16 protein-coding genes and 3 tRNA genes are annotated in these 20368 nt (G+C 64.3%); 16 read left to right on the forward strand and 3 right to left on the reverse strand.

Annotation, left to right across the window (positions count from 1 at the left end; translation table 11 throughout):
* Positions 1 to 244: helix-turn-helix domain-containing protein (locus BMY03_RS25590; RefSeq protein WP_143067581.1), on the reverse strand; the 244-nt coding region annotated here is incomplete at its 3' end.
* Positions 245 to 559: 315 nt separating this feature from the next.
* On the opposite strand from BMY03_RS25590, the gene BMY03_RS25595 reads away from it, so the two are divergent.
* From BMY03_RS25595 to BMY03_RS25670, 15 genes are all read left to right on the forward strand, one after another.
* A complete protein-coding gene (locus BMY03_RS25595; protein WP_038706539.1) occupies positions 560 to 1567 on the forward strand; it encodes an aspartate-semialdehyde dehydrogenase in 1008 nt (335 codons plus the stop codon).
* 71 nt (positions 1568 to 1638) lie between these two features.
* Positions 1639 to 4272 carry a FimV/HubP family polar landmark protein gene (locus BMY03_RS25600; protein WP_094012612.1) on the forward strand — a complete coding sequence of 878 codons (2634 nt, stop codon included), beginning with the start codon at positions 1639 to 1641 and terminating at the stop codon, positions 4270 to 4272.
* 135 nt (positions 4273 to 4407) lie between these two features.
* A complete protein-coding gene (truA, locus tag BMY03_RS25605) occupies positions 4408 to 5262 on the forward strand; it encodes a tRNA pseudouridine(38-40) synthase TruA (RefSeq protein ID WP_023632367.1) in 855 nt (284 codons plus the stop codon).
* Positions 5263 to 5321: 59 nt separating this feature from the next.
* Positions 5322 to 5942, forward strand: a complete 621-nt coding sequence (locus tag BMY03_RS25610; RefSeq protein WP_038706537.1) for a phosphoribosylanthranilate isomerase — start codon at positions 5322 to 5324, stop codon at positions 5940 to 5942.
* Positions 5943 to 6150: 208 nt separating this feature from the next.
* Positions 6151 to 7044 carry an acetyl-CoA carboxylase, carboxyltransferase subunit beta gene (accD, locus tag BMY03_RS25615; protein WP_028690439.1) on the forward strand — a complete coding sequence of 298 codons (894 nt, stop codon included), beginning with the start codon at positions 6151 to 6153 and terminating at the stop codon, positions 7042 to 7044.
* Entirely contained in the window at positions 7044 to 8351 is a 1308-nt protein-coding gene (gene folC / locus BMY03_RS25620) for a bifunctional tetrahydrofolate synthase/dihydrofolate synthase (protein WP_094012613.1), read from the forward strand. The genes accD and folC overlap by 1 nt, the downstream gene beginning before the upstream one ends.
* Positions 8335 to 8997, forward strand: coding sequence for an SPOR domain-containing protein (locus BMY03_RS25625; protein ID WP_094012614.1), 663 nt, complete (start codon positions 8335 to 8337; stop codon positions 8995 to 8997). The genes folC and BMY03_RS25625 overlap by 17 nt, the downstream gene beginning before the upstream one ends.
* 187 nt (positions 8998 to 9184) lie before the next feature.
* On the forward strand, positions 9185 to 9739 hold the full coding sequence (locus tag BMY03_RS25630) for a CvpA family protein (RefSeq protein ID WP_038706536.1): 555 nt from the start codon (positions 9185 to 9187) through the stop codon (positions 9737 to 9739).
* Between the two features lie 42 nt (positions 9740 to 9781).
* On the forward strand, positions 9782 to 11287 hold the full coding sequence (gene purF / locus BMY03_RS25635; RefSeq protein WP_023631895.1) for an amidophosphoribosyltransferase: 1506 nt from the start codon (positions 9782 to 9784) through the stop codon (positions 11285 to 11287).
* A gap of 15 nt (positions 11288 to 11302) precedes the next feature.
* The gene (locus BMY03_RS25640) at positions 11303 to 12514 is read left to right on the forward strand and encodes an O-succinylhomoserine sulfhydrylase (protein ID WP_038706535.1); all 1212 of its coding nucleotides are present in this window, start codon (positions 11303 to 11305) and stop codon (positions 12512 to 12514) included.
* Positions 12511 to 13284 carry an SDR family oxidoreductase gene (locus BMY03_RS25645; protein ID WP_094012615.1) on the forward strand — a complete coding sequence of 258 codons (774 nt, stop codon included), beginning with the start codon at positions 12511 to 12513 and terminating at the stop codon, positions 13282 to 13284. The genes BMY03_RS25640 and BMY03_RS25645 overlap by 4 nt, the downstream gene beginning before the upstream one ends.
* Before the next feature lie 250 nt (positions 13285 to 13534).
* Positions 13535 to 13610, forward strand: a tRNA-Val gene (locus BMY03_RS25650).
* 241 nt (positions 13611 to 13851) lie between these two features.
* Positions 13852 to 13928: transfer RNA gene (locus tag BMY03_RS25660), tRNA-Asp, on the forward strand.
* A gap of 139 nt (positions 13929 to 14067) precedes the next feature.
* Positions 14068 to 14144, forward strand: a tRNA-Asp gene (locus tag BMY03_RS25665).
* Between the two features lie 197 nt (positions 14145 to 14341).
* Positions 14342 to 15229: a DUF2242 domain-containing protein gene (locus tag BMY03_RS25670; protein WP_038706534.1), complete on the forward strand. Its 888-nt coding sequence runs from the start codon at positions 14342 to 14344 to the stop codon at positions 15227 to 15229.
* 203 nt (positions 15230 to 15432) lie between these two features.
* On the opposite strand, the gene BMY03_RS25675 is transcribed toward BMY03_RS25670, so the two are convergent.
* Both BMY03_RS25675 and BMY03_RS25680 read right to left on the reverse strand, forming a co-directional pair.
* On the reverse strand, positions 15433 to 16473 hold the full coding sequence (locus BMY03_RS25675; RefSeq protein WP_038706533.1) for an AraC family transcriptional regulator: 1041 nt from the start codon (positions 16471 to 16473) through the stop codon (positions 15433 to 15435).
* 4 nt (positions 16474 to 16477) lie between these two features.
* Positions 16478 to 17596: a nitrilase-related carbon-nitrogen hydrolase gene (locus BMY03_RS25680; protein ID WP_094012616.1), complete on the reverse strand. Its 1119-nt coding sequence runs from the start codon at positions 17594 to 17596 to the stop codon at positions 16478 to 16480.
* Between the two features lie 205 nt (positions 17597 to 17801).
* Between BMY03_RS25680 and BMY03_RS25685 the strand changes: the two genes are divergently transcribed.
* Complete coding sequence (locus tag BMY03_RS25685) at positions 17802 to 19838, forward strand: NADPH-dependent 2,4-dienoyl-CoA reductase (protein WP_094012617.1); 2037 nt, start codon at positions 17802 to 17804, stop codon at positions 19836 to 19838.
* Positions 19839 to 20368: the final 530 nt, after the last annotated feature.

The raw sequence follows: 20368 nt of genomic DNA on the forward strand, positions 1-20368 counted from the left end.
TGCGCAATTCGATGATGGCTTCGCGAACTGCGGCGGGTACGACCCAATCCTGGTTCAACCGGCGGCGGCTGCGTTCTTCCAGCCCCGAAGGCCCCTCTTTCTCATATCGCTCGACCCATTTGTAGCCGGTCTTTCGGCTGATCTCGTAGGCCTGGCACAGGGCGCTGAAGCTGGGCGGCCCCTGCAGGTAATCCGCAATGAAAAGCATTTTAAGGTCCATAGGTTTCAGCTCTCGCCAAGGCATGGTCAGATCCTCGAAAACCGACCCTGCCAGTTAAAGACTGTTACCTATGTGCGTGAACTGATTTGTAACCCATGTGGGTGAGTCATACCCCGCCAGGATTTTTTGGTTCCTTTTTGATCCTTCAAAAAGGGCCCCGCCGTAAGGGCGGAAAGGTGACTAGATGTCGACATCATCTCCGAATGCGCCTAAAAAATAAAAACCAACACCCGGATATCCGAATCCGAATCCGAATCCGAATCCGCCCCTACCTCCCACTCCACAATCCAAGTAAAGTGCCGCTCCCCCGCCGTACCCCCTGGAAAAGGAACCGATCTCATGACCCCCAAAGCCCTGGACGTAGCCGTAATCGGCGCCACCGGCACAGTAGGTGAATCCCTCGTCCAGATCCTCGAGGAAGTTGCCTTCCCGGTCTCCACCCTGCACCTGCTGGCCAGCATGGAATCCGCCGGCAGTAGTGTCATGTTCGCGGGCAAGAAACTGAAGGTCCGTGAAGTGGACAACTTCGATTTCTCCCAGGTCAGGCTGGTCTTCTTCGCCGCCAGCCCAGCCGTCAGCCGCAGTTTCGCGCCGAAAGCCATCGCCGCCGGTTGCGCGGTGATCGACCTGTCCGGCGCCCTGGACGGCGCCACCGCGTTGGTCCCGGAAGCCAACGGCGAGCGCATCACCGAACTCGCACAGCCCGCACTGATCACCAGCCCGAGCGCCGGCGCAGTGGCCCTGGCGGTGGCGCTGGCGCCGCTCAAGGGTTTGCTCGATATCGAGCGCGTTCAGGTCAATGCCTGCCTGGCAGTTTCGGAGCAGGGCAGGGAGGCCGTCAGCGAGCTCGCCCGGCAGACCGCCGAACTGCTCAACGCACGCCCTCTGGAGCCGCGCTTCTTCGATCGCCAGGTCGCCTTCAACCTGCTCCCTCAGGTCGGGACACCCGATGAACAGGGCCACACCAATGTAGAGCGCCGTCTGGTGAATGAACTGCGTCAGGTATTGGACCTGCCGCAACTGAAGATTTCCGTGACCTGCATTCAAGTCCCGGTGTTTTTCGGCGATAGCTTCAGTGTCGCCGTGCAAAGCCGTAATCCGGTCGACCTGGTGGCCGTCAACGCCGCGCTGGAGGCTGCCGACGGCATCGAGCTGGTCGAGCCGGGTGATTATCCGACGCCTGTGGGTGACGCGGTGGGCCAGGACGTGGTCTATGTTGGACGTGTACGCCACGGTGTCGATGAAGACCAGCAGCTCAATCTCTGGCTGACCACCGACAATGTGCGCAAGGGCGCGGCGCTGAACGCCGTGCAGGCGGCACAATTGTTGATAAAACACATGGCGTAAAAGATACTGCGAGCTATTTTGTCCTGCACCGCACCAGGGTTTTCGGGACGTTTCATACAAGGGAAGAGTTCATGCTTCGAATTCGCAAACTGGTTCTGGCCATCGCGGCAGCCTCGGCGCTGTCGTCCGGGGTGGCGAACGCTCTGGGGTTGGGTGAGCTGACCCTCAAGTCGGCGCAGAACCAGCCGCTGGATGCCGAGATCGAACTGCTCGACGTGCGCGACCTCTCCGCGGCGGAAATGGCGCCAAGCCTGGCGTCGCCGGAAGAGTTCGCCAAGGCCGGGGTGGCCTTCCCGCCTTATCTCGAAGACCTCACCTTCACGCCAGTGATCAACCCCAACGGCAAGAGCGTGCTGCGGGTCACTTCCAGCAAGGCGCTGCCGGAGCCGGTGGTCAAGTTCCTGGTCCAGGTCATGTGGCCCCAGGGCCGCCTGCTGCGCGACTACAGCGTGCTGCTCGACCAAGCCCAGGCCCAGGGCAGCCAACCGGCCCCGGCGGGCATCAACCCGGCTGTCAGTGCGGGCAGCTACACCACCAAGCGCCGTGACACTCTCTGGCAGATCGCCGCGCGCAATACCAACGGCGGCTCGATCCAGCAGACCATGCTGGCCATCCAGGCGCTGAACCCGGATGCCTTCATCGGCAACAACATCAACCAGCTCAAGACCGGCCAGGTGCTGCGCCTGCCCGATCAGCAGCAGGTGCAGAGCATTCCCCAGGCCCAGGCCAACCGCGAAGTCGCCGAGCAGTACGCCGCCTGGCGCGAAGGCCGCCGCCTCGGTCCGCGTGCACGGCAGCTGGATGCCACCCGCCGTGGCGAGGCTGGCGCGGCCCCCGCGCGCATCGCCCAGGGCGACAACCTGCGCCTGGTGGCTCCGGGCGGCAAGGGCGCGGCCGGCGAGGCCAAGGCGCTGGGCGACAAGCTTGCCGTGGCCCAGGAAAGCCTCGACACCAGCCGGCGCGACAACGATGAACTCAAGAGCCGCATGGCCGACCTGCAGAGCCAGCTGGACAAGCTGCAGCGCCTGATCGAGCTGAAGAACGACCAGCTGGCGCGTCTGGAGGCCCAGGGCGCCGCGGCGCCACAGGCACCGGCAGCGGCGCTGCCGGGCGAGCCGGCTCCGGCGCAACCTGCGGTGAACGCGCAATTGACCCCTGCCGAGCCGGTGGTCGCCCCGGCGCCTGCCGCGGCCGACACCGCGCCACAAGACGCGGCAGCCGAGGCATCGGCCAGCGAAGAGCCGGGCATGCTCGACCAACTGCTGGGCAACCCGCTGTTGCTGGGCTTGATTGCCGGTTCCGCATTCCTGGTGCTGCTGTTGCTGTTGCTGCTTCTGGCCCGCAAGCGCAAAGCCCAGCAGGAAGCTGAAAAACACCTGCGCATGGCCCGTGCGCTGGCCGAGGATGGTGAGCGTGGCCCGGACCTGGACCTGCCGCCGAGCAGTTTTGAAGGTCTGGATGTGTCGGCGCCAAGCGTGACCCTGTCGCCTGCGGTAGTGGCGGCCTCGGCCGCTGCGGCCGTTGCGGCAGAAAAACCTGCGGTGCCTGCCGACGTCGTTGCTCCGGCGACTGATCCGCGCGCGGCGTTGCTGGCCGAGGTGGATGAAAGCCTGGTCCGTGGTCGCCTCAACCACGCCGCCGACCTGCTCGAAGCGGCGGTGGCCTCCGAGCCGCAGCGCAGCGATCTGCGCCTTAAATTGATGGAAGTCTACGCACGTCAGGGCGACCAGGACGCGTTCGCTGGCCAGGAACGCAAGCTGGCGGTCAACGACACGAACCAGGCCGAGGTCGCCGCGCTCAAGGAGCGCTTCCCGGCCATGCTGGGTGTCGCGGCGGTGGCGGCAGGCGCTGCCGGGGCCGCGGCCCTGGCAGCCGAGTTGGATGAGCAGTATGTCCAGGATCTCCTGCAGGACAAGGAGCTGGAGCTGGGTGAAAGCGCGCCGGAACTCGTCGTGGAGCCGGTCGTGGCGGCCGAGCCAGAGCCTGAGCCTGTGGTCGAAGAGGCCGATCTGGACAGTGCCTTCGACCTGAGCCTGGACGATGACCTGCCGGCAGATGACCACCTCGACATGGTCGGTCTCGAGGATCTGGTCGTCGAGGCGCCCGAGGCCGAGGCTGCACCCGCCGTTGCCGAAACCGATGCCGACGACGACTTCGAGGCACTGCTCGCCCAGGCGCAGGCGACACCGCAAAATGTCGACGACTTGGCCGAATTCGACCTGGATGTCGCCGAAGACCCGGTGGCTCCGACCGGCAGCGAGGAAGCCCCGGTGGACGTGGCGGCCGAGCTGGCGGCCTTCGAGGCCATTCCGGAGTTCGATCCGATTTCCGAGCTGGAGCTGCCGGACGACTTCGACCTGTCGCTGTCGCTGGACGACGACTCGCCGGCGGCGAAGAACTTCGCCTCGGAGCTGGACGACGTCAACGCCGAGCTCGACAAGCTGTCGCAGAACCTCGAGACCCCATCGGTTGCGCAGCCATCGTTCACCGCCGAGGACGCTGCGCTGGAGCCCGAGCCGCTGGACGACCTGGACTTCGACTTCTTCTCCGGCGCCGACGAGGTGGCCACCAAGCTCGACCTGGCCCGCGCCTACATCGACATGGGCGACCATCAGGGCGCCCGTGACATCCTCGACGAAGTAGTCAAGGACGGTGACGACAGCCAACGCCAGGAAGCCAACGAGATGCTCTCACGCCTGGTCTGACGCAAAGCTGTACATCGCGGGGCAAGCCTGCTTTCACGCAAGACGTGGGAGCGGCCTTGCCCCGCGATCATTTCGGCCCCTGCACGGTTTGCCGGTATACTCCCGCCTTTCGTTTCATCATCAGGTTTGCCGCTCTTGGACATCATCGATACCGCCGCCGCCGAATCGGCTGCCGAAGGCTACACCCGCATCGCTTTGGGCGTGGAATACAAAGGTTCGCGCTATCGCGGCTGGCAACGCCAGGCCAGCGGCGTGCCGAGTGTCCAGCAGGCCCTGGAACAGGCGCTGTCGACGGTGGCCAACGAACCTATCTCGGTGATCTGCGCCGGGCGCACCGATGCCGGCGTCCATGGCTGCGGGCAGATCGTGCATTTCGACACCCGCGCCGTGCGCGACGAGCGCGCCTGGACCCTGGGCACCAACTTCAACCTGCCCCACGACATCAGCGTGGTCTGGTCGGCGCCCATGCCTGCGCACTTCCATGCCCGCTTCAAGGCCACCGCGCGGCGCTACCGCTATGTGATCTACAACGACCCGATCCGTCCGGCGCACCTGGCCGAGGAAGTCACCTGGAACCACCGCCCGCTGGACGTCGAGCGCATGGCCGAGGCCGCGCAATACCTGCTGGGCACCCATGACTTCAGCGCCTTCCGCGCCAGCCAGTGCCAGGCCAAGTCGCCGATCAAGCATATCCACCACCTGCGTGTGACCCGGCATGGGCGGATGATCGTGCTGGATGTGCGTGCCACCGCGTTCCTGCACCACATGGTGCGCAACATTGCCGGCGTGCTGATGACCATCGGTGCCGGCGAGCGTCCGGTGGAGTGGGCCCGCGAGGTGCTGGAAGGGCGCAACCGCCGTGACGGCGGGGTAACCGCGCACCCTTACGGTCTTTACCTGGTGCAGGTGGAGTACCCGGAAGAATACGCGCTGCCGCAGCGTTACATCGGCCCACACTTTCTTACTGGCTACGAGGCGCTGGCGGACTGACGGGGCACAGGTCATTTGCTACCATCGACGCTTTCCCGATCACTCAAGGTTCGCTGTCCATGAGCAATGTTCGCAGCAAGATCTGCGGGATTACCCGCATCGAGGATGCCCTGGCTGCGGTCGAGGCCGGCGCCGACGCCCTCGGTTTCGTCTTCTATGCGAAAAGCCCGCGGGCGGTGGACGTGCGTCAGGCGCGTGCGATCATCGACGCGCTGCCGCCGTTCGTGACCACCGTGGGGCTGTTCGTCAACGCCTCGCGCTGCGAGCTCAACGAGATCCTCGAAGTGGTTTCCCTGGACCTGCTACAGTTCCACGGCGATGAAACCCCGGCCGATTGCGAGGGCTACCACCGCCCCTGGATCAAGGCCCTGCGGGTGCGCCCGGGGGATGACCTGGAGGCCGCCTGTCGGCACTACGCTGGCGCTCGCGGCATCTTGCTGGATGCCTATGTGCCGGGCGTGCCGGGAGGAACCGGCGAGGCGTTCGACTGGTCACTGATTCCGCAACACCTGAGCAAGCCGATAATCCTTGCCGGTGGCCTGTCGGCCGACAACGTCGCCGAGGCCATTCGCCAGGTGCGCCCGTACGCGGTGGACGTCAGCGGCGGCGTGGAGCAGGCCAAGGGCATCAAGGATGCGGCAAGGATCGAAGCCTTCATGCAGGCGGTCAAGCGCGCGTGAACGCGGATGTGACGGCTGGCTGCGCGCCATCGTCCATAGCTTTCGCAGCCCGGTGCTGCCAGGCCGCGCCAGAGCGCGGGGCGTGCCGGGGAAGAATTGGAGGTGGGGCGGCCCGAGGTCGGCCCATCGTCGCTTTACAGAAGAATTTGAGCTCAAGGGCAGGGCGGGGCCGCAAAGGTCTCCCCGGCCAATACTGGAGAAAGCAAGCATGAGCAACTGGTTGGTAGACAAACTGATCCCTTCGATCATGCGTTCCGAGGTGAAGAAGAGCTCGGTGCCGGAAGGACTGTGGCACAAGTGCCCGTCCTGCGAAGCCGTGCTGTATCGCCCGGAGCTGGAAAAGACCCTCGACGTCTGCCCTAAGTGCAACCATCACATGCGTATCGGCGCCCGCGCGCGCATCGATATCTTCCTCGATCCAGAAGGTCGCGCCGAACTGGGCGCCGACCTGGAGCCGGTCGACCGCCTGAAGTTCCGTGACGGCAAGAAGTACAAGGACCGCCTGACCGCCGCGCAGAAGCAGACCGGCGAGAAGGACGCGCTGATCTCCATGAGCGGCACCCTGATGGGCATGCCGATCGTGGTCAGCGCCTTCGAGTTCTCCTTCATGGGCGGCTCGATGGGCGCCATCGTCGGCGAGCGTTTCGTGCGCGCTGCCAACTACGCGCTGGAAAACCGCTGCCCGATGGTCTGCTTCTCCGCTTCCGGCGGCGCGCGCATGCAGGAAGCGCTGATCTCGCTGATGCAGATGGCCAAGACCTCCGCCGTGCTGGCGCGCCTGCGCGAAGAAGGCATCCCGTTCATCTCGGTACTGACCGACCCGGTCTACGGCGGCGTTTCTGCCAGCCTGGCGATGCTTGGCGACGTGATTGTCGGCGAGCCGAAGGCGCTGATCGGCTTTGCCGGCCCGCGGGTTATCGAGCAGACCGTGCGCGAGAAGCTGCCGGAAGGCTTCCAGCGCAGCGAGTTCCTGCTGGAGCACGGTGCCATCGACCTGATCATTTCCCGTGACGAGCTGCGTCCGCGCCTGGCCCGCCTGCTGGCGCAGATGACCGGCCAGCCGACCCCTGAAGCGGCCAAAGAGGTCGCCGCGGTCGCGTGATGAACCAGCGCAGCCTGGGCGACTGGCTCGCCTACCTCGAACAGTTGCACCCCTCGGCCATCGACATGGGCCTGGAGCGCTCGCAACAGGTGCTTGCGCGCCTGGGGCTGGGCACGCTGGCGCCCCGTGTGGTCACGGTGACCGGCACCAACGGCAAGGGCTCGACCTGCGCCTTCATGGCCGCGTTGCTGCGCTCGCAGGGGCTAAGGGTCGGGGTGTACAGTTCGCCGCATCTGCTGCGTTACAACGAACGGGTGCTGATCGACGGCCAGGAGGCCAGCGATGAGCGCCTGTGCGAAGCGTTCGCTGCGGTGGAGGCGGCGCGTGGCGACATCTCGCTGACCTATTTCGAGATGGGCACCCTGGCGGCGTTCTGGTTGTTCAAGCACTCCGCGTTGGATGCGGTGGTGCTTGAGGTCGGCCTGGGTGGCCGGTTGGATGCAGTCAACCTGGTGGATGCCGACGTGTCGCTGGTCACCAGCATTGGCGTCGACCACGTCGATTACCTGGGCGATAGCCGCGAGTCGGTAGCCTTCGAGAAGGCGGGAATCTTCCGTCGGGGTAAGCCGGCGCTGTGCGGTGACCTTGATCCGCCGCAGCCTTTGCTGGACAAGGTGCGTGAGCTGGATTGCCCGTTCTTCCTGCGTGGACGTGATTTCGACCTGGATAGCAGCGTTGACCACTGGCATTGGCGTGGTTGCCAGCTCGACGGATCGCCCGTTGAACTGCGTGACCTGCCGTTGCTCGACCTGCCCATGGAGAATGCCGCCCTGGCCTTGCAGGCCTTCCTGCTGACGGGGCTGCCGTGGGATGCCGGCAAGGTTCGTCAGGCTTTGCTGGATACTCGTATCACTGGCCGTCTCGACCGACGTGAGCTGCTGCTCCAGGGCAGGCGCGTGGAGTTGTTGCTGGATGTCGGCCATAACCCACACGCCGCCGAGTACCTGGCCCGCCGCTTGGCGGCACGCCCGGTGAAGGGGCGACGTCTGGCGGTCTTCGGCCTGTTGGCCGACAAGGACCTGGCCGGCGTGCTTGCGCCGCTGCGCGGCCAGGTCGCCGACTGGGCAGTGGCGCCGCTGGACACGCCGCGCAGCCGCCCGGCCGCAGAGCTGGCGGATGCCTTGACGAACCTCGGTGCGTCAGTGAAGTCTTACGCCAGTGTCGCAGCTGCCCTCGAAGGGCAGTGCGCCCAGGCGACGGCGGATGACCAGATCCTGCTGTTCGGTTCGTTTTTCTGCGTTGGCGAGGCCCTGGCCTGGCTTGAACGGCAGGTTTCCGAGGATGGAGTAGATGGCAGTGCTGGATAAAGGGATGAAGCAGCGCATGGTCGGTGCGCTGGTGCTGGTGGCGCTGGCGGTGATCTTCCTGCCGATGCTGTTCACCCGCGAGGACGAGATGCGCCAGGTGCGTGTCGAGGCGCCGGAAGCGCCGGCCATGCCCAATCTGCCTCAGGTGCAGGTAGAGCCTGTCCAGGTGCCGGAGCCACAACCGCTGCCGGAGCAGAGCGACCAGCCTGTAGTGGTGGTTGATGAGTCCACGGCGCCGGTAGCTACGCCGAGCCAGCCGATCACCCCGGCACCGACTGCGGCGCAGCCTCAGCCCAAACCGCAGACTTCGGTACCCCCTCCGGCGGTAGCCAAGGTCGAGCCCCGTTTGGCGCCTGCTGCTGCCGCGGCCAAGCCCGCTGCACCTTCGAAGATCGACGTCAACGGCCTGCCGGTGAGCTGGTCGATCCAGCTGGCCAGTCTGTCCAATCGGGCCGGTGCCGAGAACCTGCAGAAGACCCTGCGCAGCCAAGGCTACAACGCCTATATCCGTTCGGCGGATGGCATGAATCGGGTATTCGTCGGGCCGTTGATCGAGCGGGCAGAAGCCGAGCGCCTGCGTGATGTGATCAATCGCCAGCAGAACCTGAAAGGCATCGTCGTGCGTTTCCAGCCGGAGCGTGGTTGACATTCCATCGCGGGGCAAACCGGCTCCCACCTGTCGCGTGGGAGTGGGCTTGCCCCGCGATGGTTTTCAAACCTGCAAAGCTGTCCCAGGAGTCAGCCTGCAGCCCTTCAAACACCTGACATTCCGCTTACCCCAAGCCCCCTTGCTCTGGTAAAATGCGCCGCCTCAAACGTCGGCAGGCAACACCGTGGCATTTACCTGGGTTGATTGGGCGATCATCGCGATCATCGCCATTTCCTCACTGATCAGTCTCAAGCGCGGCTTCGTCAAGGAAGCCTTGTCCCTGCTCATCTGGATTGTCGCCGGCGCGGTGGCCTGGATGTTCGGCGGCTCGCTTGCGCAGTATCTGGAAAGCTATATCCAGATGCCGTCCGCACGGGTCATTGCCGGCTGCGCCATTCTTTTCGTCGCCACGCTGCTGGTCGGGGCGATGCTCAATTTCCTCATCGGCGAGCTGATTCGCGTGACCGGGCTGTCCGGCACCGATCGCTTCCTCGGCATGGCCTTCGGCGCCGCGCGCGGGGGGCTGCTGGTGGTGGTGGCGGTCGGGCTGTTGAGCCTGGGGCCTGTGCAACAGGATCCGTGGTGGCAGGAATCGCGCCTGATACCACAATTTCTATTGGTAGCCGATTGGTCGAAGAACCTCATACTCGGGTTCAGCGGCCAGTGGATGTCCAGTGGGGTCAGCGCACCCGTTGACCTTCCGTTCAAGGAGCAGTTGCTCGGGCCGACCAAGCCCTGAGCGCGCTTCACTCAAGTTTCATCAAAGTAGGGGTTGCGTCGCATGTGTGGCATCGTCGGTATCGTCGGTAAGTCGAACGTCAATCAGGCGCTGTATGATGCGCTAACCGTGCTTCAGCACCGCGGCCAGGACGCTGCCGGTATCGTGACCAGCCACGACGGCCGGTTGTTCCTGCGCAAGGATAACGGCCTGGTGCGCGATGTCTTCCAGCAGCGCCACATGCAGCGCCTGGTGGGCAGCATCGGCATCGGCCATGTGCGTTACCCGACCGCTGGCAGCTCCACCTCGGCAGAGGCCCAGCCGTTCTACGTCAACTCGCCGTACGGCATCACCCTGGCGCACAACGGCAACCTGACCAATGTCGAGCAGTTGGCCAAGGAGATCTACGAGTCCGACCTGCGCCACGTCAATACCAACTCCGACTCCGAAGTGCTGCTGAACGTGTTCGCCCACGAACTGGCCGTGCGCGGCAAGCTGCAGCCGACCGAAGAGGACGTTTTCGCCGCCGTTTCCCACGTGCACAGCCGCTGTGTCGGTGGCTACGCGGTGGTAGCGATGATCACCGGCTACGGCATCGTCGGCTTCCGTGACCCCAACGGCATCCGCCCGGTGGTGTTCGGCCAGCGTCACACCGACGAAGGCGTCGAGTACATGATCGCCTCGGAAAGCGTGGCCCTGGACGTGCTCGGCTTCACCCTGATCCGCGACCTGGCGCCGGGTGAGGCGGTGTACATCACCGAAGGCGGCCAGATGTTCACCAAGCAGTGTGCGGAAAACCCGAAACTCCAGCCGTGCATCTTCGAGCACGTCTACCTGGCTCGTCCGGATTCGATCATCGACGGTGTCTCGGTGTACAAGGCGCGCCTGCGCATGGGCGAGAAGCTCGCCGAGAAGATCCAGCGCGAGCGCCCGGACCACGACATCGACGTGGTCATCCCGATTCCCGACACCAGCCGCACCGCGGCGCTGGAACTGGCCAACCACCTGGGCGTCAAGTTCCGCGAAGGTTTCGTCAAGAACCGCTACATCGGCCGTACCTTCATCATGCCCGGCCAGGCCGCGCGCAAGAAGTCGGTGCGCCAGAAGCTCAACGCCATCGAGCTGGAATTCCGCGGCAAGAACGTGATGCTGGTGGATGACTCGATCGTGCGCGGCACCACCTGCAAGCAGATCATCCAGATGGCCCGCGAAGCCGGCGCCAAGAACGTCTACTTCTGCTCCGCGGCCCCTGCGGTACGCTACCCCAACGTCTACGGCATCGACATGCCGAGCGCTCACGAACTGATCGCCCACAACCGTACCACCGAACAGGTGGCCGAGTTGATCGGCGCCGACTGGCTGATCTATCAGGACCTGCCGGACCTGATCGAATCGGTCGGTGGCGGCAAGATCAAGATCGAGCATTTCGATTGCGCGGTGTTCAACGGTGAGTATGTCACCGGCGATATCGACGAAGCCTACCTCGACCGCATCGAGCAGGCCCGTAATGACCTGGCCAAGGTGAAGACCCAGGCGGTCAGCGCGATCATCGACCTGTACAACAACTGATTTGGGAGCGACGGCATGACCGAACAATGGGATGCCGGTCGACTGGACAGTGACCTCGAGGGTGTCGGTTTCGACACCCTGGCGGTGCGCGCCGGTCAGAACCGTACACCGGAGGCCGAGCACAGCGAAGCGCTGTTCCTGACCTCCAGTTATGTTTTCCGCACGGCTGCCGACGCTGCCGCGCGCTTTGCTGGCGAAACGCCTGGCAACGTCTATTCACGCTACACCAACCCGACCGTGCGTGCCTTCGAGGAGCGCCTGGCGGCCATGGAAGGCGCCGAGCAGGCCGTGGCCACCTCCACCGGCATGGCGGCGATCCTCGCCGTGGTCATGTCGCTGTGCAGTGCCGGCGACCATGTGCTGGTATCGCAGAGCGTGTTCGGCTCGACCATCAGCCTGTTCGAGAAGTACTTCAAGCGTTTCGGCGTGCAGGTGGACTACGTACCGCTGGTCGACCTGGGCGGCTGGGAAAAAGCCATCAAGGCCAATACCAAGCTGTTGGTCGTCGAGTCGCCGTCCAATCCGCTGGCCGAGCTGGTCGATATCAGCGCCCTGGCCGAAATCGCCCACGCCCGTGGCGCGCTGCTGGTGGTGGACAACTGCTTCAGCACCCCGGCCTTGCAGCAACCGCTCAAGCTCGGTGCCGATATCGTGTTCCACTCTGCGACCAAGTTCATTGACGGCCAGGGCCGTTGCATGGGCGGCGTGGTGGCCGGTCGCAGCGAGCAGATGAAGGAAGTCGTGGGCTTCCTGCGTACCGCCGGCCCGACCCTCAGCCCCTTCAACGCCTGGGTCTTCACCAAGGGCCTGGAGACCCTCAAGCTGCGCATGCGCGCCCACTGCGAGAGCGCCCAGGCGCTGGCCGAGTGGCTCGAGCAGCAGGACGGTGTCGAGAAGGTCCACTACGCCGGCCTGCCGAGCCATCCGCAACATGAACTGGCCAAGCGCCAGATGAGCGGCTTCGGCGCGGTGGTCAGCTTCGAGGTGAAGGGCGGCAAGGAAGGCGCCTGGCGCTTCATCGACGCCACCCGGGTGATCTCGATCACCACCAACCTCGGTGACAGCAAGACCACCATCGCCCACCCGGCAACCACCTCCCACGGCCGTCTGACGCCGCAGGAGCGTGAAGCGGCGGGTATCCGCGACAGCCTGGTGCGTGTGGCGGTCGGGCTGGAAGATGTGGCCGACCTGCAAGCCGATCTGGCCCGCGGCCTGGCGGCGCTGTGATCGACTGGAAGGGTGGCGAGCCCGGCCATAATGGTCGGGTGGCCCTGGTGACCGGTGCCGCCCGCGGCATCGGCCTGGGCATTGCTGCCTGGTTGATCTGCGAGGGCTGGCAGGTAGTGCTCAGCGACCTGGACCGCCCGCGTGGTGCCAAGGTTGCCAAGGCCCTGGGTGACAATGCCTGGTTCATTACCATGGATGTGGCCGACGAGGCCCAGGTCAGTGCTGGAGTGTCCGAGGTGCTCGGGCAGTTTGGCCGGCTGGATGCGCTGGTGTGCAATGCGGCGATCGCCAATCCGCACAACCAGACTTTGGAGAGTCTGTCCCTGGCCCAATGGAATCGGGTGCTGGCGGTCAACCTCAATGGCCCGATGCTGCTGGCCAAGCACTGCGCACCTTACCTGCGCGCCCATGGTGGTGCGATCGTCAACCTGGCCTCCACCCGTGCCCGGCAATCCCAACCGGATACCGAAGCCTATGCTGCCAGCAAGGGCGGGCTGGTCGCATTGACCCATGCCCTGGCCATGAGCCTGGCGCCGGAGATCCGCGTGAATGCCGTGAGCCCGGGGTGGATCGATGCCCGTGACCCCTCGCAGCGGCGCGCCGAGCCGCTGAGCGACGCCGACCATGCCCAGCATCCGGCTGGCCGGGTAGGGACGGTGGAGGACGTGGCGGCGCTGGTGGCGTGGCTGCTGTCGCGCCAGGCGGGGTTTGTCACCGGCCAGGAGTTCGTGGTCGATGGCGGGATGACCCGCAAGATGATCTACGCCTGAGCTGTAACCTGTTGAGATGTAAGACAAAGGGGCCGAAAGGCCCTTTTTTGTCGGTTGTCCCGGCCCTGTCGCGGGGCAAGCCCGCTCCCACGCTGTGGGCGTCTGGATTGTGGGGGGCGTGCTTGCCCCGCGATCAGGCTGCCTTTTTTGCCCTTTTTGAAAAAAACTTCAATGGGGGTATTGACTTAGCATCGGTACCTGCGTAAATTTCGCGGCCTCAGCGAAGCAAACGCAACAAGCAACATCGCGGGGGTGATTAGCTCAGCCGGGAGAGCATCTGCCTTACAAGCAGAGGGTCGGCGGTTCGATCCCGTCATCACCCACCACTTCCTGAGAGCGTTTCTGGTCCAAGGTGCTTTGCAAGAAGCCCTCTGGCAGAGAGAAACAGGACGCAAGTCCAGCACTGCGCGGCGGTAGTTCAGTCGGTTAGAATACCGGCCTGTCACGCCGGGGGTCGCGGGTTCGAGTCCCGTCCCAAAAAACAATTTATTCCAGATGGGTGCTTGCACCGGTCTGAGGCCGAAAGGCCAGGTCCCAGTTTCAATCAGGCGCAAGCCTGAACGATACGCAGCGGTAGTTCAGTCGGTTAGAATACCGGCCTGTCACGCCGGGGGTCGCGGGTTCGAGTCCCGTCCGCTGCGCCATCTTTCGCCAAGAGCCCCATGAACGCTCGAGGCAAGCAGAAAAGGCGATGATAAGTCGCCTTTTTTGTTCCTGGCTTTCGCGCTGTAGCGCTTGAAAGCTCAGATCCCAGTTTCAATCGGGTGCAAGCCCGAACGATACGCAGCGGTAGTTCAGTCGGTTAGAATACCGGCCTGTCACGCCGGGGGTCGCGGGTTCGAGTCCCGTCCGCTGCGCCATCTTCGCCTCGAGGCCCTTTGAACACCTCGAAGCAACGGAAAAGCGACCTTAGGGTCGCTTTTTTCGTTTCAGCAACTTGCCCGACCATGGGCAAGGATTTCCAACAAAGCTGACAGACTCTTCACCGATCAAAGGTTTCAGCCGCTGATCGATGTGATGCACAATACGCCCCATTCGTTTCTTCCCGGAATTGGCAATGTCTAGATCAACCGTCTATGGCGCGCTCGGGCTGGCCCTCGTGCTGGCGGGCGTGTCCGGCTGTTCCTCGAAAAAGGCCGCCGTATACGAGCATGAGAACTTCGATGACTCGGGCACCTTTTCCCGCACCTTCGCCACCAGCGAAGCGGGCTCCTGCGAGGCGGCGCGCCGTGCGCTGCTCAGCCAGGGCTACATCATCACCAGCAGCGATGCCAACCAGGTCGCCGGCAACAAGAGCTTCCAGCAGAACGCCGAGAACCACCTGCAGATCAGCTTCAACATCACCTGCGTTTCGGACATGAGCGACAAGCATCGCTCGACCATGTTCGCCAACGCCCTGCAGGATCGCTATGCCCTGAAGAAGTCCAACACTTCCGCCAGCCTCGGCGTGGGCGTGCTGGGCTCGGTGTCGATGCCGATCGGCTCCACCGACGACTCCATGGTCAAGGTGGCCAGCGAGACGGTCACTGCTGCGCAGTTCTACGATCGTTACTTCGCCCTGGTCGAAAGCTACCTACCGAAACCGAAGAAGCCGGAGAAGTCCGAGCCTGCCGCCGAGCCGAAGGTGGAAAAACCTGCCGCCGACCTGGGCCTGCCGGAGCCTGCGCCCGCAGCCCTCGCGCCCGTACCGCAGCCCGCCACGCCGGTAGCCGAAAGCGTGGCAGAGACACCGGCTCCGGTATCGACACCGGTTGCTGCCGCCCCTGCCGCAGCGCCTGCGCCCGTTGCCACCCCAGCGCCTCCCGTGCCGTCCAGCGAGGCCCCGGCCGCGCCGGTGGTGGATGACAGCAAGGGCTCGCAACCCATCGCGCCGCCTGTCGAGCCAGCGCCGATCCAGATCCAGCAGGAAGCCCCGGCGGCAGAGCAGGCGCCGGCGCCACTCTGACTCGTCGATAACTTCCTGGATGCCTGCTACGTTTATCGTTCATAGGGCTGTAATCATTCTGTCATTACGCTGGCTTAGGTTGGCGCAATGACAGAAGAACGACGAATGAGGGGCGTGAAGATGGACGATTACCAGGAAGAACTGCTCGAGTTCCAGGCCTATGAGCTGGACCTGCCGGAGCCGGCCGACGACGCCACCGAGCTCTAACCGACTTGCCGCTGATGGCGGCGAAACTCCCCCGGGGTCAGCCCCGTCCAGCGCTTGAACGCGCGCTGGAACGCCTCTGCCGAGGCGAATCCCAACAGATAGGCGATCTCGCCGAAGGCCAGTTCCGTATCGCGGATATAGGTCTCGGCCAGGTCACGCCGTGTGTCGTTGAGCAGGTTGCGAAAGCGCGTGCCTTCCTCGGCCAGCTTGCGGCGCAACGTCCAGGTCGGCAGTTGCAGGTGCCGCGCCACTTCCTCCAGGTCCGGTTCGTGCCCGCCATTGAGCAGTGGGCCCAACAGGTGGGTGATGCGCTCGCCCAGGCTGCGCACACGGGTGCGCTGGGCCAGTTCCGCTTCGCACAGCTGCAGTAGGTGCTGCCAGGTACTGGGGCAGTGCTGCAGGTTGGGCAGGTCCAGGGTGGCCCGGCTCAGGCGCAGTTGGTTGGCCGTGCCACCGAAATGCACGGTGCCCGTACACAGGCCTTGGTATTGCGTGGCGTAGGTGGGAGTGTCGAATTCGATCTCAAGACGTTCGGCTTGCACCGGCCTGGCGCTGAGGGCACCGAGCTGCGCGAGCCAGCCCGCGAGCATCGAGTCGACCACGAAGTGGTTGTAGCTGTTGTAGGGGCTGATGGAATAGAACCTCAGCCAAGCGCCCTGGGTATCTTCGTGGAAACTCGACCGACCCCGGTAGTTGGCGGCATACAACGGTTCGAAGCGCAGCAGGGTGCGGGCGGCTTCGCCGAGGGTGGGGGCCTGGGCGGCAGTCACCCCGGCCAGCCCGGCCTGGGCCAGGCGGCTCAGGCGCCCCATGTGTAGGCCCAAGGCAGGTTCGGCGGACAAGGCGATCGCTGCATGCCCCAAGTGCATGTAGCGCGGAATCGACAAGCGTGCACCCGGCTCGGCCAGGCGCCTGGCGTCAAGGCCGTAGCGTAGCAGCAGCGGCTGCGGGTCATGGCCGAGCTTGGCAAGTGCTTCTGCCAGGGGCTGGACGAAACCTACCGACAGGTCACCCAGGCGCACACGGGGGCGGGGCATCGCGTCACAGCCACAGGTTGAGCAGGCGCGCACCGTGGCTGTCGTTACCGACCCACAGTGTGCCGCTTTGGCTGGCAAAGCCCTGCCCGTCGCTGCCCAGCTCCCAGAACTGGCCGCGCATGAACACGCTCATGCTCGGGGTGCCGGCATTGGCGGCCAGCGGTAGTTGTTGCCAGGCGCGTTGCTCACTGACTTCGCCTCGTCGCAGCGGGAGGTCGGCCGCCTGCGCCTGATGGCGGTTCCCACGCCAGGGCGCCTGCCAGCTGTGCTTGCCACTGAGGAAGACCGGGTTGGCGATCACTTGCACCGATTGCGCGGCCAGTTGCCGGTGGTTGTCCGGATACCAGCTATCGCTGCCAATCAGCACGCCCAGGCGCCCGGCGGGGGTCTGCAATACCTGCAGAGGATGATGCCGGCCATCATGGATATAGCGCCGGTTTTCGCTGTCGGGGTATTGCTGTGACTGCGGCTGGCCGAGCACCGAACCATCGCTGGCGAACACCAGGCTGCTGTTGTACAACGGGCCGTTGCCGGTGCGCAGGACGCCATTCTCGACGTAGGGCGCCGGCAAAACGATGGAGCCCGCCACCAGAGTGACGCCGAATTCCCGGGCCAGGTTGCCGAACAGTTGCTGGTAATCGGCGGCCATCTGGGCCGCTTTCATGCGCAGGTGGGCATCCGAGCGGCGGTCGTCACCGCTGGCTGCTAGCATGGCCAGGCCATAGCGCAGAGGATTGCTCAACTCCAGCCATTGCCAAGCCTCGCTGCGTTGGGTCACCTGGTAAAGCTCGCGCTTTTCGCCACGGGCCCACAGCCAGGTGCCAATATGCTCGGGGAGTACCACCACGGTACGTGGATTGACCAGCCCTTGCGCGCGCGCCTGCTCCAGATAGGCCGAGAGCTTGCGGTGCAGGCGTGTCAGATTCTGATAGTCGCCTGGATACAGCAGTGGCTCGACCCCGAGCAGGTTGCCGTGCTCGCCTGGCACGCCTTGGTTGAGGGCCAGGTCGATGCGCAGGTCAGACAGGTAATGGCCCTCAGGGCGCTGCAGGGTCCAGAAGCCGTAGCCACAGAGGGCGGCGAGGGTGACCAGCGCCAAGGCGCCGACTAGCAGTTTTCGCATGGAGCGTTCCAGCGTTGTGCGGTAGAGGTGCCTTAGGGTAGACCTGCTGTGCAGCAGGATCAATAAGTTGTCAGTTTCGATCATTGAGCGCGTTCAAACGCCTGTTTAATGTCGGCCTCAGACAACCGACGGGCCCCGCGAGCTGGTGTAGACAGCGGCAGAGGCGCCCGCATTCCCGTGATCACGCCAACTGTGGAGTTCATCCATGGCTACTGAACGTTACCCGCACTTGCTGGCTCCACTCGACCTGGGCTTCACCACCTTGCGCAACCGCACCCTGATGGGTTCGATGCACACAGGCCTCGAAGAACGCCCCGGCGGCTTCGAACGCATGGCCGCATACTTCGCCGAGCGTGCCCGTGGTGGCGTCGGCCTGATGGTCACCGGTGGCATCGCGCCCAACGATGAAGGCGGCGTTTACTCCGGCGCGGCCAAGCTCAGCACCGAAGAAGAGGCCGCAAAGCACCGGGTCGTCACCGAGGCCGTGCATGCCGCCGGTGGCAAGATCTGCCTGCAGATCCTCCACGCCGGGCGCTATGCCTACAGCCCGAAGCAAGTGGCGCCCAGCGCCATCCAGGCACCGATCAACCCGTTCAAGCCCAAGGAGCTGGACGAGGAAGGCATCGAGAAGCAGATCCGCGATTTCGTCACCTGCGCAAGCCTGGCCCAGCGCGCCGGCTACGACGGCGTCGAGATCATGGGTTCGGAAGGCTATTTCATCAACCAGTTCCTCGCCGCCCATACCAACCACCGCACCGACCGCTGGGGTGGCAGTTATGAGAACCGCATGCGCCTGGCCGTGGAAATCGTGCAGCGGGTGCGCGAGGCGGTGGGGCCGAACTTCATCATCATCTTCCGTCTGTCGATGCTCGACCTGGTTGAGGGCGGCAGCACCTGGGACGAGATCGAGCTGTTGGCCAAGGCCATCGAGCAGGCTGGCGCCACACTGATCAACACTGGCATCGGCTGGCACGAGGCGCGCATCCCGACCATCGCCACCAAGGTGCCGCGCGCGGCGTTCAGCAAGGTCACCGCCAAGCTGCGTGGCGTGGTGAGGATCCCGCTGATTACCACCAACCGCATCAATACCCCGGAAGTGGCCGAGGCCGTGCTGGCCGAGGGCGATGCCGACATGGTCTCCATGGCCCGGCCGTTCCTGGCCGACCCCGATTTCGTCAACAAGGCAGCCGAAGGCCGTGGGGACGAGATCAACACCTGCATCGGCTGCAACCAGGCGTGCCTGGACCACACTTTCGGCGGCAAGCTGACCAGTTGCCTGGTCAATCCGCGGGCCTGTCACGAGACGGAGCTCAACTACCTGCCTGTGCAGGCAGTCAAGCGCATCGCCGTGGTCGGCGCCGGACCGGCGGGCCTGGCGGCCGCCACCGTGGCTGCCGAGCGCGGCCATGCAGTGACGCTGTTCGATGCTGCCGGCGAGATCGGTGGCCAATTCAATGTGGCCAAGCGGGTGCCGGGCAAAGAGGAGTTCTACGAGACCCTGCGCTACTTCCGTAACAAGGTGAAGTCCACGGGGGTTGAGCTGCGCTTGAATACCCGTGTCGACGTCGCCGCGTTGGTGGCCGGCGAGTATGACGAAGTCATCCTGGCCACCGGTATCGCACCGCGCACGCCGGCCATTCCCGGCATTGACAATGCCAAGGTGCTGAACTACCTGGACGTGCTGCTCGAGCGCAAGCCGGTGGGCCAGCGGGTGGCGGTGATCGGTGCGGGTGGTATTGGTTTCGATGTGTCCGAGTACCTGGTGCACCAGGGCGTGGCCACCAGCCAGGACCGTGAAGCGTTCTGGAAGGAGTGGGGGATCGATACGCAGCTGGAGGCTCGTGGTGGTGTGGCCGGGGTGAAGGCAGAGCCTCACGCGCCGGCGCGCCAGGTCTACCTGCTGCAGCGCAAGAAGACCAAGGTTGGCGACGGCCTGGGCAAGACCACCGGCTGGATCCACCGCACGGGGCTGAAGAACAAGCAGGTGCAGATGCTCAACAGCGTCGAGTACCTCGGCGTGGACGATGCCGGCCTGCATGTGCGCATCGGCGAGGGCGAGCCGCAGGTGCTGGCGGTGGACAACATCGTTGTCTGCGCGGGGCAGGAGCCGCTGCGTGAGTTGCATGATGGCCTTGTGGCGGCCGGGCAATCGGTGCACTTGATCGGTGGCGCTGATGTGGCGGCTGAGCTTGATGCCAAGCGGGCGATTAACCAAGGGTCGAGATTGGCGGCCGAATTGTAATTGTTTGAACTGGTGATGAGCCAACTTTCACAGGTGAGGTTTTCCTTTGGCAGTTGGCTTGTCAGCGAGTAGCTGTAATTGAAGAAGCACTGCGAGTAGTGTTCATATGCTCCATGTATCTTGCTCTTGTTCTTGTTCTTGTTCTTGTTCTTGTTCTTGCTCTTGCTCTTGCTCTTGCTCTTGCTCTTGCTCTTGCTCTTGCTCTTGCTCTTGCTCTTGCTCTTGCTCTTGCTCTTGCTCTTGCTCTTGCTCTGCTTTTGCTTCTAAGTGCGCGATAGTTCAGGCGACACAAATTGCGACTTCAGGAGGCCGAACGTAGGTCTTGCGGAGGGAGGTGACGGGCATGGATGCCCGTCAAGCGCTGCGCCCCAGGATGGGGCGTTCAGCGCGGTCCTCCCGGGACCCCGGAGCGAAGCGTAGGGGCCGGATGAATGGCGCGAGGATTTTTTGGTTCCTTTTTGATCCTTCAAAAAGGGACCCGCCGTAAGGGCGGAAAGGTGATTATGCGTCACCGTCGGAAATGAATGCGC

The sequence above is a fragment of the Pseudomonas soli genome (genome assembly GCF_900110655.1).
GTDB lineage: Bacteria > Pseudomonadota > Gammaproteobacteria > Pseudomonadales > Pseudomonadaceae > Aquipseudomonas > Aquipseudomonas soli.